This is a genomic window from Nitrobacter vulgaris (assembly GCF_031453995.1).
Classification (GTDB): Bacteria; Pseudomonadota; Alphaproteobacteria; order Rhizobiales; family Xanthobacteraceae; genus Nitrobacter; species Nitrobacter vulgaris.
Genome location: NZ_JAVDPZ010000017.1, coordinates 14394 through 29421 on the forward strand (window position 1 = coordinate 14394; position 15028 = coordinate 29421).

Below are 15028 nucleotides of genomic sequence, written 5' to 3' on the forward strand. Positions count from 1 at the left end.
CGAAAGGTCAACGCTGCTAAACCGCCAGTTGATCCCGGACTGCAGAAGGCGTCACATACTCTAAGTCGTGCCAGTTGCGGCTTACGAGTGATCCAGGCGGAAACAGATCGGGAGATTGGATGGTTTTAGAGATTTCGCCAAAGCGACTTCGTCGCCTCCAAGAGGACGCATCGGCGTGGCCCGAGCTTGAAGACGATGACATCGTCGCGGAAATCAAGAGTGCGATCCTGTCCAAGATCGTTCTGGTGGCAGGAAAGGACGTCAAACATGCCAACATTCACGACTGGTACATAGCGGCGGCGCTGACGCTGCGTGATCGCATCGTCTACCAATGGTTCAAGTCCGATCGGGCCACTCAGAATCATGGCGCCAAGCGCGTCTATTATCTCTCGCTTGAGTTCCTGATCGGACGGTTGCTGACAGACGCGCTGACGAATATGTCGCTGATGAGACCATTCCGAACGGCGATCGAGGATCTCGGTATCGACTTCGACGAGTTACGCGATGTCGAACCGGATGCGGCGCTCGGAAACGGCGGCCTCGGCCGACTTGCCGCATGTTTCATGGAAAGCATGGCGTCGCTCGCGATTCCAGCACGAGGTTATGGCATCCGCTATGAACACGGGCTGTTTCGCCAGATTGTTTCAGACGGATGGCAGGAAGAGTTTCCGGAGCAGTGGCTACTCTCAGGAAACCCGTGGGAGTTCGAACGCGGTGATGTCGTGTTCGACATCCAGTTTGGTGGACATCTCGATCGCATTGAGAAGCACGGGCAGGAAAGCCAGACACGATGGATACCCGATGAGACCATCCAGGCGATCGCGTACGATACGCCGATCGTCGGCTGGCGCGGCCGTCACGTCAATGCGCTGCGGCTATGGTCCGCGCGCGCGGTCGATCCGATGCGCCTCGATACCTTCAACAGCGGCGATCACCTCGGCGCGATGTCCGAGATGGCGCGGGCACAAGCGATATCGAAATTTCTATATCCAAGCGACGAGACACCAGCCGGGCGCGAGTTGCGCCTGCGTCAGGAATACTTTTTTGTTTCCGCCTCGTTGCAGGATATTCTCAACCGTCATCTCTACACCGACGGAGATCTCCGGTCTCTGCCGTCCCATGCGTCAATCCAGCTCAACGACACCCATCCCAGCCTGGCCGTTCCCGAACTGATGCGGCTGCTGATGGATAAATATCACATTGGCTGGAACGATGCCTTAGACATCACAACGAAGACAATCTCCTACACCAACCACACGCTGTTGCCTGAGGCGCTCGAGACATGGCCGGTCGAACTGTTCGAACGGATGTTGCCGCGGCATCTCGATATTATTTACCGGATCAATGTGAATCATCTTGCAGCTGCGGAGAAACATTTTGCAGCAGACACGCGGTCGCAAGCCTCGGTGTCGCTGATTGACGAGACCGGCGGCCGTCGTGTCCGCATGGGTCATCTTGCGTTCGTCGGTTCTCATCGGATCAATGGCGTTTCGGCCATGCATAGCGAACTCATGCGTGAGACCGTATTTTCCGATCTGAACAGCCTTTATCCGGATCGCATTACGAACAAGACCAATGGAATTACCTTCCGCCGCTGGCTGCATCAGTGCAATCCGGAACTCACCTCCCTGCTGCAGGATGCATGCGGAGCCGCAGTTCTCGATGAGCCCGAACGGTTACGGATGCTGGAGAGGTTGTCGGATGACCCGGCGTTTCAGCAGCGATTTCGAGCCATAAAGCGAACCAACAAGACTGCGCTCGCCCAGATCATAGCCAGACAATTCGGGATAATCGCCGATCCGTCGGCACTGTTCGACGTCCAGATCAAGCGCATCCATGAGTATAAGCGCCAGCTTCTCAACGCGGTTGAGATAGTCGCCCTTTACCAGGCCATCCTGGCGGACCCCCAAGGCAACTGGACGCCGCGCGTCAAGATTTTCGCCGGAAAAGCCGCCGCGAGCTACCGGCAGGCCAAGCTCATCATCAAGTTCATCAATGACATTGGTAATGTGATCAATAACGATCCTCGAATCAGGGATCTTCTCAAGGTCGTCTTCATTCCCAATTACAACGTCAGCGCTGCTGAAGTAATCGTCCCGGCGAGCGATCTGTCCGAACAGATTTCCACCGCAGGCATGGAAGCGTCAGGCACCGGCAACATGAAGCTCGCGCTGAATGGTGCAATCACAATCGGAACGCTCGACGGCGCCAACATTGAAATTGCCGAACATGTCGGCGAAGAAAATATCTATATCTTCGGCATGAAAGCGGATGAAGTTGTACGACGCCGCGCCATGGGGCTGGATGCAACCGATGTCATAGCGTCGTCGCCGAAACTGGCTGGCGTGATCGAGGCCATCGAGCGCGGTGTATTTTCGCCGGATGACGTTTCGCGTTTCGTGCCCATTGCTCACGCGCTGCGGTTTCTGGACTACTATCTGGTATCTGCCGATTTCGACGATTATTACCGCACGCAGCGCGCTGTCGACACAAAGTGGGACAGTCCGGAATGGACTCACTCCAGCATACTCAATGTCGCGCGCATGGCCTGGTTTTCTTCGGACCGCACGATCCGGGAATACGCCGAGGACATCTGGAACATACCCGTAGCCTGATACCGGTTACCGAGATACCGGCAAAAACCTCGACCCAATCGGCACCTGCGGATGAACCGTAGGCAAGCCTCAACATCGAACCAGCGCTTGGAAAAACAAGGGCCCCGAAGGGCCCCTGCATCACACCGCGTCTTTCGCAGCCTTGACCGGCCGCGCTCTGACGATCTTTCGGGCGGGTTTCGCCTTGAAAGTCATGGGTTCACCGGTGAAAGGGTTGGTTCCTTTGCGCGCCTTGGTCGCCGGCTTCTTGATAACCACGAACTTCGCAAAACCCGGAACCAAAAAGACACCGGTCTTTTTAAGCTCTTTGTAACCTGTCGTCGCAAGCGCCTCGAGAACGCCCTTTACGTCACTTTTGGACAATCCGGCCTGAGCCGAGATCTTCTCAACGAGCTGCGATTTCGTCATCTGGGTTGCCATCATCGATCCTGTCTGTTGATTCGGCCCAGAAAACAATATTTCCAAATCCAACGAAAAAAACACGCCTTGTGGGATTTATAACAGCTTACTTCGACCGCAGGGCTGGTCTCCCCCAGCGATTTGCAAGCAAAACCACGGTCGGGGGCGGTTCGACGAGCAGGAATTGCCCGCAGCCGCCTTCAGGAATGCTTCGACTCGGGCCGGCGCGGCCCGCAGATGTAAAGCGCGGCTGCGGTTCACGCGGCCTTCCCGTAGCGGCAAATTGTGCTATGCGCCAGCGATGAAGATTTTCTTCCGCATCGGCGCTTTCGTTCTGATCACGGCGGTCGTGTTCGCGACACTCGGGCCGGCGCGCTATCGTCCGCATGCCCCGCTCGGACAAGATGGCGAACACGCGCTAGCCTTCATTCTGCTTGGTCTCGCGGTGGGCCTTTCGTTTCCCCAGCGACGGCTACGCGTCGCAGCGGTAGCCATCCTCCTGATCGGCCTTCTTGAGATCATGCAATTGTGGGCGCCCGGCCGCCATGCGCGGCTAGAGGATTTTCTAGTTGATGCCGCAGCGGCGTGTCTCGGCCTTGTCGGCGCTGCCGCGATCGGCTGGCTTACCGCGCGATTGCGTGGATCAGTATCCCGATAACACATGAGCGTCGTTAACCGCAGCTCAACCGCTTTATAATCAGAACAATTCGCAATAACAGAGTCTGCAAATGAAAGGCGCTTGCGCAATCGGGCCGCGCTTTTATCCTGGGTGGCGGGCTGCTAAACCCCGCAGATGTCACGCCTTGCCTCCAAGTCAAAAACCAAAGTCGCCGCCATCTCGATGATGGCCAGCGCCAGCATGGCGACGATCAAACTCGTGGTCGGAATTGCGATCGGCAGTCTGGCGCTGATTTCCGAGGCGCTCCACAGTTCGATCGATCTGGTCGCCACGATCGTCACGTGGATTGTGGTGCGGATTTCCGACCGTCCCGCCGATGCCGAACATCATTATGGCCATGGCAAAATCGAGAGTCTCTCGGCCCTCGGTGTCATTGCGATGCTGTATGTCCTTGCCGGCGGCATTGTGGTGCAGGCTTACGTTCATTTGCGCGAAGGCGTGCCGCCGCCGACCCTCTCCGCCATTCCGTTCGTCGTGCTGGTCGCGGACATTGTCGTCAATGCCTGGCGCGCCCGTACGCTGCACCGAACCGCGCTCGACACCCGCAGTCAGGCGCTGGAGGCCGACGCCCTGCACTTTGCCTCCGATGTCCTGGGATCCATCGCGGTCATCATCGGGTTAACGCTATCCGGACTGGGCTACGCGTGGGGCGACGCCACTGCTGCGATCGGCGTCGCCGTCCTGATTTCCATTCTGGGTTTACGGCTCGGACGCGCCACCATCGAAACCCTCCTGGACCGTGCGCCGGATGGTGTTGCCGAACGAGCAGACGCGGCGATCAGAGCGCTGCCGGATGTCGTCGGCATCGCGAGACTAAGGGTGAGAATGGTTGGTCCTCGGCATTTCGTCGATGTGACCGCTGAGGTCCCTCGAACCTATCCGATCGACCGCATCGACGCCATCAAACAGCAGGCGCAGAACGCAGTGTCCGCCGCTCTCGGCGATGCTGATTTGACGTTTACTGCGATACCGGTCGCTCGCGACAACGAAAGCGTACGCGAACGCATCATGGTGATTGCTCGCAATTCGGGTCTCGCGATTCATCACGTCACGGTGCATGACCTTGGAGAAAAGCTGACGGTCAGCATCGACCTCGAGGTCGACGGCGAAATGCCCCTGGTGGATGCCCATGCAATCGCGCATCGGCTGGAGCATGATATTCGTCACGAGTTCGGTGCAGATGTCGAAGTGGATACGCACATCGAGCCGTTGGAGCCTGAGCTTCCGCTCGGGACCGATGCTGTCCCCACGCGTATCCACGCCATCCGGACAGCCTTGTCTGGTTTCGCCGCCGGCGGGGCGATCCACGACATTCACAACGTGCGAGTCAGAGACACCGAAGCCGGCGAAATCGTCAACTTCCATTGCCGCGCCGCGCCGTCGATGAGTGTCGCCAAGGTGCACGAAAGCGTCGATGAGATCGAACGGGCTCTGCGTCGCGCATTCCCGAGCGTTAAGCGCGTCATCAGCCACGCGGAGCCACCGCGCGAAAGCTGAAAATCCTCGCCGCTCACATGTTCTCGTTTCGGACTCAAGCGGCAACGGCAGCTAGGTACTGAATTTCTCTGTTGGACAAAATTCTTCGCGTTAACGAATCGTTGACTCTCGACAGATTCAAAAAAGTGGATTCAAATCGGAGTGATTCGGAGAAGTCAGAAATTACTCCGATGTGCGGAAAAATTCACACGGGGGCTAAAGGCATGGCGCGCGCTCAGGCGGCGAGCGCTTGCGCTCAATCCGATTCGATCAAAGGATTGGCGCAATCGATCGCGAAACCAGCCTATCGTAGACTGCTGACCGCCGAGCCTTTGCTTCGACGTGCCGTCCCAGCCCTGATCATCGCTTTCCTTGTGACGATATGCGTTGGCGCGCTGGTGCAAGTCATCGATCAGACGCGGCAAAAGCAGGTAATGACGAAACATGATCTGCTGGCACTTGCCGATCTTCTGGCAGAACAGCTTGAGCATGCCGGCGTCGTCGATCAAAAGCGCTCCGCCTCTATCGAGCGCCTCCAAAACCTTTTGCCAAAGCTCATTCCATCTTGGGGCGTTGCCGCCGGTCGCCACGTCATCGTCACCGGCGCTGATCAACGCGTTCTCGCGCGGGTGCCGATCGGGACCGAATCCGGCGAAAGTGGCCGGATATTCGAACTCATCAACATCACACAATCGCCGGCCTTGCGCGGCACGTCGCCTGCAAGCGTCGCCGACATCGTCCTGCTGGATGGCAGCAGCGCGCTTGCGGTCCAGCGAGTCGTCAGATCATTGCTGGGCCAGGTCACCGTCGTTCAGGAAGCCGACACAGTGTGGCGCCCGGACACCGCGTTGTCGATCACCCTGTCGGCCACGACCGGGTTCGTGGTCCTGATTTTGGGCTTTGCCTTTCACTGGCAATCTACCAGAGCTCGCGAAGGTGATCTGATCAATGATGCGGTCCGTGGTCGCATCGATACCGCGCTCAATCGCGGCCGATGCGGACTTTGGGATTGGGATTTGTCGCGCGGCCGGATCTTCTGGTCGCAATCGATGTTCACCTTGCTCGGACTGGAAAGTCGCAGCGACCTACTCACCTTCGGCGAGGTGACCTCACTGGTGAATTCCGAAGACATCGACCTGTTCGAAATAGCGGACCAGCTCATCTCGGGAAAGATTGGTCATATCGATCAAAGTTTCCGGATGCGACATAACAGCGGACACTGGATCTGGTTACGCGTCCGTTGCGAACTCAGTCGCAATGCGAGCGGCGGAGCTCATCTGATCGGGATTGCCGTCGATATCACGGAACAGAAGAGCCTCGCGGAAAGATCGGTCGAAGCCGATCTCCGGCTGCGAGACGCGATTGAATCCATTCCCGAGGCCTTTGTGCTGTGGGATGCAGACGACCGCCTGGTACTTTGTAACTCTCACTTCCAGCGGCTCCACAAGCTTCCAGACAGCGCGGTTGTGGTCGGTACCCCCTACGAGACCGTGGTCGAGGTCGGCCGCATGCCCGAAATCAGGGCTCGGCAGTCTGAAACCGGGACGGTGATATTGGAGGCGCACACCTTTGATGCGCAGCTCGCAGACGGCAATTGGCTTCACATCAGCGAACGCCGCACCAAGGATGGCGGCTATGTGTCGGTTGGAACGGACATCACCCGTATCAAGGAGCATGAGCAAAAGCTTGTCGAAAACGACCTCCGACTGCGGGCGACCGTTATCGATCTTAAACGAACGCAGGCAACGCTTGAGCAACAAGCCATCGAACTCGCAGACCTGGCACAGAAATACGCGGACGAGAAAAATCGCGCCGAAGACGCCAATCGGGCGAAATCAAAATTCCTCGCGAATATGAGCCACGAACTGCGAACGCCGCTTAATGCCATTATCGGGTTCTCCGAGATCATGAGCAACGGCATGTTCGGAACCCTCGGCTCGAAGAAGTACAGCGAATACTGCCGCGACATTCTGGCTAGCGGCCAATATCTCCTTGAGGTCATCAATGACGTCCTGGATATGTCCAAGATTGAAGCGGGCCGGATGAATCTTGACTTGGAGGCACTCGATCTCACCCGGGTGCTCGACGAATCGCTGCGGGTCGTCTCGGGCCGCACCAGCGACAAGGGCCTGACCTTCGACGTCAAAAGCGATGATGACATCTCCATCCATGCCGATCGTCGCGCGGTCAAGCAGATCATCGTCAATCTGCTTTCCAACGCAGTCAAATTCACGCCGGACGGCGGGCGAGTCATGGCGCGAAGCAAGATATTCGAGAATTCTATAACTCTGACGATTGCCGACACTGGAATCGGCATTGCATCACACGCGCTCCGCAAACTTGGCAAACCGTTCGAGCAGGTCGAAAGCCAATTGACCAAAATCCACGCGGGATCTGGCCTTGGCCTTGCTATAGCCAAGTCGCTGGTCAGCCTACACAGCGGCTCGATGCGGCTTCGCTCGAAACCCGGCGCGGGGACGGTAGTTCGCGTCACCCTGCCCCGTCACTGCCAAGAGCGAACGGCGGCCTGAGCGCAGCTCAAGTCTTGCCTTCTAACAATCTGAGAAATACGGCACGCACATCTGCCTGAGTATCGCGAATGCGCGCCTCGAGCGCCGAAAAATCGGGAGCGTCCCCCGCTCGCGCCAGCACCGGCAACAGATCATCGCCTGCCGTTTCCGGATTGAATTTGTCGCTGACACAGAGCCGCAGGATTTGGGTCAGGTCGTGATAGAGCCGCGCTGCTGGCCGCAGGATTTCCGCATCCGGCAACGACAGCACGCCAAGCCGCTGCGCGTTATCAAGGGCCTGCTGGGTATCGACGTTGAGAATGTCCGGCATGTCCGCAGCGTGCACGAGTTGAAGATACTGCGCGATGAAATCAATATCGACCATGCCTCCAGCGGCATTTTTCAGGTCCCATATATCGTCCTCGCCTTTTTCCAGCGCGATCGCGCGGCGCATCTCCGCGACATCGCTGGCGATAAGACGGGCGTCGCGCGGTCGCATCAGGATATCGCGAATAACTCGCTCGATCCGCTCACAAAAGTCGGGCGACGACGAAATCACACGCGCCCGCGTCAGCGCCATGTGTTCCCATGTCCACGCCTCATGCTCCTGATATTCGGCAAATGAATCGATATGCGAGGCGACGGGACCGGAACGCCCTGACGGGCGCAGCCGCATATCGACCTCGTAGAGAACGCCGTAGTTCGTTCGGGTGGTGAATGCACTGATAAGACGCTGGGTGAAGCGCGCGAAGTATTGCGCGCCCTGCAGCGGCCGCGCCCCGTCGGAATCCGGATGATCGGAATCGAAATCATACAGCAGGATGAGATCGAGATCGGACGATGCAGTCATTTCGCGACCGCCAAGCTTGCCCATCGCAACAATCGCAGTCTCCTGCCTGGAGATCTGGCCGTATTGATTTACGAACTGGTGATTCACCAGCCCATGCACGGTATCAACGATACCCTCGGCAACATCGGCGAACACATGTCCCGCCTGCCGCGCAGATACGGTACCGGACAGGATGCGGGTGCCGATTAGAAAAAGGCTTTCCTGGCCGAACAGCCGTATCCGGTCGAGAAATTCCTCGTAGGAATCCGCGTCTTGGAGCGTGGCCGAGAGCCGCGTGGACAACTCAAGCCGATCCGGCATGGCGCCGAAAAAGCGAGGATCAATCAGCCCGTCCATGATCTGGGGCCGTCGAGCCAGCATATCAGCGAGACGTGGCGCCGCACCGAGCACAAGTGCAACCAGCGCGACGAGATCCCTGTTCTGGCTCAGCAGCGATATCAGCCGACCGCCGCGCTGCAGCGCTTGCAGGAAACGATCAAACGTGACCACGGCGCTATCCGGCTCCTCGGCACGGGCCAAACCGTCGATCAGCGTCGGCACGAATGCTTCAAACGCGATACGCGTCGTCTCGGCCTTGAGGACTCGATATCCGCCTGCCATCCATTGCTGGACGGTGTCGGCAACCATTCTCGGCTGCTTAAAACCGAGCTTCGTGAGATGATCGAGAAGTCGCGGGTCGTCGGGTCCGGACCTGTAATCCGCGACCGGGAGCTTTTCTGCACCCGCGGGGTCGCCCTCAAACAACCGACTGTAGTGTCCCTGCACGCAATCCAGGTGCGCCAGCAGCTCTGCGGCAAAACTCGCCCGATCCTCAAACCCCAGAAAGCGAGCGAACCGCTCCATCGCTTCGGCGTCCGCGGGCAGAGCGTGGGTCTGCTCATCGGCGACCATCTGGATGCGGTGCTCGACCCTTCGCAGAAACAGATATGCGGCGGTCAGTTCATCCCGGGCCTGATGGGTGATCCAGTCGCTTGAAGCGAGAATATTCAGCGCATCGAGCGTGGGACGCACCCGTAATTCGGGGTGCCGCCCGCCAGCCACCAACTGCTGCGTCTGCGCGAAGAACTCGATCTCGCGGATACCGCCGCGTCCGATCTTGACGTTATGGCCTTCGACCGCGATCTCGCTTTGCCCTCGGAAGGTCTGCATCTGCCGTTTCATGTCGTGAACTTCGGCAAGAGCCGCGAAATCGAGATGCTTGCGCCAGACAAAGGGCGATATCTCCGCGATCAAGATCTCGCCAGCCTTCTGGTCGCCAGCACAGGGTCGCGCCTTGATCATGGCGGCACGCTCCCAGGTCCGTCCTTCCCGCTCGTAGTAGTCGAGCGCGGCGACGGTCGAGACGGCGACCTGCGTTGACGCGGGATCCGGCCGCAGGCGCAGATCGACCCGGAAAACATAACCGTCACCGGTCCTTTGCTGCAGCAGGCGCGCAAGTCCCTGCGTCAGGCGCACGAAGAAGGGCTGCGGCTCGATCCCGCTCGCGAGCGTCGGAGCCGCAAGATCGAAAAACACGATCAGATCGATGTCGCTGGAATAGTTGAGTTCGCCGGCGCCCATCTTGCCCATTGCGAGCACCACCAGGCCGCTGCCGCCTTCTGGATAGTCGAGATCAGGAGGGTTCAAACGGCCACGCCCCGTCTCCTGCCGCAACAGGAATCGCAACGCGCTCTGAACCGCGGCGACGGCAATGTCGGTCAATCCCGCCGTGATCTGCATCACCGGCCATACCCCGCCGACGTCGCACAACGCAATCAACAGCGCGGCCTCCGCCTTGACCGCTCGAAGCCGCCGCATGGCTTCGGCTTCATCGGCGGCCTCCGCTGCTTCCCAAATCTTGGCGATCAGCCGCCCGAGACGGCCTTCGGGATCGCCTTGTAACAGGCGAAGCATCCGGTCGGGATCGGAGCACATCAGATCAAAAAGATAGGGCGAGGACTCCGCGATGCCGAGCAGGATGGCTTTGACCTGCGGAAATGTACCGGCCAGCGTCCTGATCTCGCCCGATTGCTGCGGTGTCAGATCGGACAGCCAATCTTCCAGCCGGCGTTCGGTCTCGATAGGCGCGAACAGTTTTGGTCCGTCCGCAAGACGCGCCGCCAGACAGGCCGCGTCCGCGTCGCCCTTAACGGATGAAATCATGCATCAATCTGTTGCACGTCCACCGTCGGGGCTGCAAGCCCTGAGGCGCTTCGCGCGGGGAGCGACAGCGTGGCGCGCAGACCCGGCTGCGCATCGTCGAGCGTGAGATCGCCGCCATGCAGCTTGGCTACTGCCGACGCCAGGCTCAGACCGAGCCCGGATCCCGCCAGGGTCCGGCTGGTCTCGAGCCGCACAAACCGTTCGACCGCGTGCTTGCGGTTGGCTTCGGGAATTCCGCAGCCATGGTCGGTTACGGCGAGAATAATCCGATCGCCGTCATGGCGAGCTTCGATCAGTATCGTGCCGCCGGCCGCGGCCTCATCCGCGTCGGGCGGCTGCGCAGGCTTGGCCGGCTGCCCGTACTTGATCGCATTTTCGACGAGGTTTGCAAGCGCCTGGCTTATCAGTTCGCGATTGCCATGCAGCGGCGCAAACTCGGTCTGAACGCGGAGTTTCAGCCCGTTGTCTTCGGCTAGCGGCTCGTAGAGTTCGTGAATTCCCTGCGTGACCACTGCCGCGTCGAAATCGGCCATGTGGTCACGTGCATGTCCGGATTCCGCCCGGGCGATCATCAAGAGCGCATTGAAGGTGCGGATCAAACCATCGGATTCCTCGATAGTCTGTTCCAATGCCGCGCGATAATCGCTTTCATTGCCGGACTTGGCGAGCGCTTCCTCGGCGCGATTGCGTAGCCGCGTGAGCGGCGTTTTGAGATCGTGGGCGATATTGTCGGACACCTCCCTCAATCCATTCATCAGCGCTTCGATGCGTTCGAGCATCGCATTGAGGTTTTCCGCCAGCCGGTCCAGTTCGTCGCCGCTACGACCGACCGGAAGCCGGCCGCTCAAGTCGCCGGCCATAATGCGCTTCGTGGTCCCGGTCATAGCGTCGATCCGGTGCAGCACCCGCCTCGCCACGAAGATGCCGCCGCAAAGGCCGAGGACCACGACGATCAGCAGCGACCACTGCGCGGCCGAAGCAACCACGCCGATAATGCGATGCCGCTCCTCCAGATCGCGGCCGATCAGAAGCCGGAAATGGTTTGACAGTTCGGTCACGCGCACCAGCGCGTAGTGATGGGCCTGGTCCTGCTCGTCCAACCGGCGATAGGCGGTTTGGGCCCAGCCAGCGGTCTCCATCACACCGGGCTGAAGCGACCCGACATTGCCCGCCACCGCCAGTCCTGCCGGCGTCGTCACCAGATAAAGGTTGGAGCCCGGCCGCAACGCCCGATTTTCAATGGCGCCAACCAATCCGCGCAAGCCGCGGCGGTTGAACACGCCCGTGAGCAGGTCGATTTCCTCGCTGACTGTCGCCGTGATTTGATCGGTGATCAGGCGGCGAGTATTCCAGGCGAAGTACCCGAGAAGGGAGGCCGCAAACAGCGCGAACAACAGCAGATAGACCAACGTCAGCCGGAACGCCGTGGTACGGAACAGCTTACCGAACGCCGTCACGGATCGTCACTCTTGGACCATAGGGTTACTGCCGTCCATTGATCGACACGCTGTTACGGATATCTATGATTTCAAGCTCGGGATGAGTGAACACCATCACGTATCATGTATCCAGCGCCTCGGATCGTGTGCAGCAGGGGCTGCTCGAAGCCTTTGTCGATCTTGGAGCGCAGCCGCGAAACGTGCACGTCGATAACGTTGGTCTGCGGATCGAAATGATAATCCCAGACGTTCTCGAGCAACATGGTTCTGGTCACGACCTGACCCGCATGTTTCATAAGATACTCCAGGAGACGAAATTCACGCGGCTGCAGCGTCAGTTCCTCCCCACCCCGCGCGACGCGATGCGACAGCCGGTCGAGTTCGAGATCGCCGACGCGATAGACGGTCTCCTCAGCCCGGCCGCCATGACGGCGCGACAGAACCTCCACCCGCGCCAACAACTCGGCAAATGAATAGGGTTTCGGCAAATAGTCGTCGCCACCAGCGCGCAAGCCCTTGATACGATCGTCAACCTGGCCAAGCGCAGAGAGGATGAGCACCGGAGTCCGGATACCCTTGTCGCGCAGGCAACCGATCACGGAAAGCCCGTCGCGCTTGGGCAGCATCCGGTCGATCACCAGCACGTCGTAATCCCCACCGTCGGCAAGGGAGAGCCCCTCCTCACCATCGCTGGCGAGATCCGCGACATGTCCGACCTCGCGAAACGCCTTCACGAGGTAGTCTGCGGACTCGCGATCGTCCTCGATGATCAGCAGGCGCATCTGGCTACTGGAATTGTCCAAGAGGTATTGTCTTTCCATCACCATGGCGTGCTCATGCCCCGTGCGCAAGACTGCAAGACCAGACCCCACTACGCAAAAAACGGGCGGTGAAGCTTGGGGCAACTTCACCGCCCTAGTCCTTCCGACGGAGGGGGGCTTTTCCCATCGGAAGGTAACTCAAGGGAACGGGCTTTTGACCCGCTCCCCGGAAAGTGCCGTCGGCGGGGGGCGACTGATGCCGACGACGCTTCCCATCTCCCGCAAGGCTCGTACTTCAAGTCTGGTTGAACTGCGCTGAACCAGACTGAGCCTTATCGATCGGGCATAATCCTACTCAAAAACCAGATTCACGTTTCGGCATCAGGCTTAGCCCTTCGCGATCGGTATCGCGATGAATCGCGCCGTGCTGCCAGTGCGAACCCGCATCAGAACGCTGTTCTTCTCGTCCGCGCGTGCCGCTTTGATTGCCTCGCGTACGTCGGCCGAGTTGGACACACTCTTTCCCGCAACTTCCAAAATCACGTCGCCTTCCTTGAACCCGCGATCGGCCGCCGCGCCTTTTGGATCCACGTCGACGACAACAACACCCTCCGTTCCAGCACCCGCCACTGACGCCGCCGGCGCAACGCTCAAGCCAAGCCTCGGAACGTCGCTGTCGTGCGATGAGTCACGATCGCCATAGAGATCAGCCCGGGCTTCCACAGTGTTGGGCAGGGTGCCAAGCGTCAGATTGACGACTTTGTCCGTGCCCTTGTGCAGGATATTCAGCTTGATCGACGTTCCCGGTGCGAAGCTGCCGATGGTCCGCGCCAGTTCTCGCGCATCCCTGACATGGTCACCGTTGACGGCGGTGATCACGTCGCCGGATTGGATACCCGCCTTGGCCGCCGGGCCGTTGGGCTGCGGCTCCGCCACCAGCGCGCCTTCCGCTTTCTTGAGACCGAGGCTATCGGCGATGTCGGATGTCACCGGCTGGATCTGGACGCCGATCCATCCGCGGCTCACCGAGCCCTTGTCCTTAAGCTGAGCGACGACGCTCTTCACCGTGTTTGCGGGAATCGAAAACGCAATGCCGACGCTGCCGCCGGACGGCGAATAGATCGCGGTATTCACGCCGATGACATCGCCCTTCATGTTGAAAGCCGGGCCGCCGGAGTTGCCCTTGTTGACCGGGGCGTCGATCTGGATGAAGTCGTCATACGGACCGGTGCCGATGTCACGACCGCTGGCGGATACGATGCCGGCGGTCACTGAGCCACCAAGACCGAACGGGTTACCGACCGCGAGAACCCAATCGCCAATCCGCACTTTGTCGTCCGACAGTCTTGCAAACGGGAAATTAGAGCCGCCCTCGATTTTGATCAGAGCAATGTCTGTGCGCGGATCGGTCCCTATTACCTTGGCGGTGAAGGTCTTGCCTTCGTCTGTCGTGACTTCGACCTTGTCGGCGCCGTCGACCACATGGTTGTTGGTTACCGCATACCCGTCAGCCGAAATGAAGAAGCCGGAGCCCTGCCCTGTTACGAGGCCATGGCCACGCCGGCCACGCATTCCTGGAGGCAGACCATCCGGTCCGCCAAAGCGGCGAAAAAAACGTTCCATCGGCGAACCCGGCTGGAACGACCATTCCTCGCCGCCGGCTTCCGCCTTCTCCTTCATACGGATCTTGACCGAAATCACCGATGGTTTCACGCGCTCGACGATGTCGGCAAAGCCGATAGGCTGCGCGACCTTGCTAACATCGGTGTTCACCTGCGCATGGGCGGGACTGGTGAAGAACTCGGCTTTGTCTGCGGAAGGGTTAAACCCGTATACGGCTACGCCGACGCCCGCGACGACCGACGCCATCAACGCGAACTTGCGCGCGGTGACTTTAGAACGAGCGGGGTTTAACTGAGAGGTCGGCAAGTCGATCATGCGAAAATCTCCAGAGACAGATTTGATATAGGTGCTGAAAACCAGCACTTCATGTCCCTGAAGATGGGTATTTGCACCTTACGGCACGCTGGCCGTGAAATTAATGTTTCGTAACAACAGCAAGCGCCCTCATGCGGCGGTTTGGCGCACATCAAGGAGTTTCCGCTTCTGATGGAGTTGAAGTGAGTTCTCCGCTTTTTCTCGCGAACCCTTTGACAC

Annotated in this window: 9 protein-coding genes; 4 read left to right on the forward strand and 5 right to left on the reverse strand. The window is 59.2% G+C overall.

Annotation, left to right across the window (positions count from 1 at the left end):
- The first annotated feature begins 119 nt into the window (after positions 1-119).
- Positions 120-2615 (forward strand): glycogen/starch/alpha-glucan phosphorylase, encoded by a 2496-nt coding sequence (locus tag GGQ85_RS11705; RefSeq protein WP_309774654.1) that lies wholly within the window; start codon positions 120-122, stop codon positions 2613-2615.
- Positions 2616-2735: 120 nt separating this feature from the next.
- Here the strand turns inward: GGQ85_RS11705 and GGQ85_RS11710 are convergent, their stop codons facing one another.
- Entirely contained in the window at positions 2736-3035 is a 300-nt protein-coding gene (locus tag GGQ85_RS11710; RefSeq protein WP_079446299.1) for an HU family DNA-binding protein, read from the reverse strand.
- Between the two features lie 280 nt (positions 3036-3315).
- Here GGQ85_RS11710 and GGQ85_RS11715 point away from each other — a divergent pair, with 280 nt between their 5' ends.
- The 3 genes from GGQ85_RS11715 to GGQ85_RS11725 all read left to right on the forward strand — a co-directional run bounded on the left by GGQ85_RS11715 (position 3316) and on the right by GGQ85_RS11725 (position 7700).
- Positions 3316-3672: a VanZ family protein gene (locus GGQ85_RS11715; RefSeq protein ID WP_079446249.1), complete on the forward strand. Its 357-nt coding sequence runs from the start codon at positions 3316-3318 to the stop codon at positions 3670-3672.
- Between the two features lie 135 nt (positions 3673-3807).
- Positions 3808-5190 (forward strand): cation diffusion facilitator family transporter, encoded by a 1383-nt coding sequence (locus GGQ85_RS11720; protein ID WP_309774656.1) that lies wholly within the window; start codon positions 3808-3810, stop codon positions 5188-5190.
- 203 nt (positions 5191-5393) lie between these two features.
- Positions 5394-7700, forward strand: a complete 2307-nt coding sequence (locus tag GGQ85_RS11725) for a PAS domain-containing sensor histidine kinase (RefSeq protein ID WP_309774657.1) — start codon at positions 5394-5396, stop codon at positions 7698-7700.
- 7 nt (positions 7701-7707) lie between these two features.
- Here GGQ85_RS11725 and GGQ85_RS11730 read toward each other — a convergent pair whose 3' ends face one another.
- From GGQ85_RS11730 to GGQ85_RS11745, 4 genes are all read right to left on the reverse strand, one after another.
- Positions 7708-10671 (reverse strand): bifunctional [glutamine synthetase] adenylyltransferase/[glutamine synthetase]-adenylyl-L-tyrosine phosphorylase, encoded by a 2964-nt coding sequence (locus GGQ85_RS11730; RefSeq protein WP_309774658.1) that lies wholly within the window; start codon positions 10669-10671, stop codon positions 7708-7710.
- The gene (locus GGQ85_RS11735) at positions 10668-12128 is read right to left on the reverse strand and encodes an ATP-binding protein (protein WP_309774659.1); all 1461 of its coding nucleotides are present in this window, start codon (positions 12126-12128) and stop codon (positions 10668-10670) included. Before GGQ85_RS11735 ends, GGQ85_RS11730 begins: the two co-directional genes overlap by 4 nt.
- 71 nt (positions 12129-12199) lie before the next feature.
- Entirely contained in the window at positions 12200-12937 is a 738-nt protein-coding gene (locus GGQ85_RS11740) for a response regulator transcription factor (RefSeq protein WP_079446244.1), read from the reverse strand.
- 321 nt (positions 12938-13258) lie between these two features.
- Positions 13259-14809, reverse strand: a complete 1551-nt coding sequence (locus GGQ85_RS11745) for a Do family serine endopeptidase (RefSeq protein WP_309774660.1) — start codon at positions 14807-14809, stop codon at positions 13259-13261.
- Positions 14810-15028 lie beyond the last annotated feature (219 nt).

Bases quoted from the DNA above. Each gene is read 5' to 3' on its own strand.
- GGQ85_RS11705 (WP_309774654.1), top strand. From the start codon at position 120: ATGGTTTTAGAGATTTCGCCAAAGCGACTTCGTCGCCTCCAAGAGGAC.
- GGQ85_RS11740 (WP_079446244.1), bottom strand. From the start codon at position 12,937: ATGGTGATGGAAAGACAATACCTCTTGGACAATTCCAGTAGCCAGATG.
- GGQ85_RS11720 (WP_309774656.1), top strand. From the start codon at position 3,808: ATGTCACGCCTTGCCTCCAAGTCAAAAACCAAAGTCGCCGCCATCTCG.
- GGQ85_RS11730 (WP_309774658.1), bottom strand. From the start codon at position 10,671: ATGATTTCATCCGTTAAGGGCGACGCGGACGCGGCCTGTCTGGCGGCG.
- GGQ85_RS11715 (WP_079446249.1), top strand. From the start codon at position 3,316: ATGAAGATTTTCTTCCGCATCGGCGCTTTCGTTCTGATCACGGCGGTC.
- GGQ85_RS11745 (WP_309774660.1), bottom strand. From the start codon at position 14,809: ATGATCGACTTGCCGACCTCTCAGTTAAACCCCGCTCGTTCTAAAGTC.
- GGQ85_RS11725 (WP_309774657.1), top strand. From the start codon at position 5,394: ATGGCGCGCGCTCAGGCGGCGAGCGCTTGCGCTCAATCCGATTCGATC.
- GGQ85_RS11710 (WP_079446299.1), bottom strand. From the start codon at position 3,035: ATGGCAACCCAGATGACGAAATCGCAGCTCGTTGAGAAGATCTCGGCT.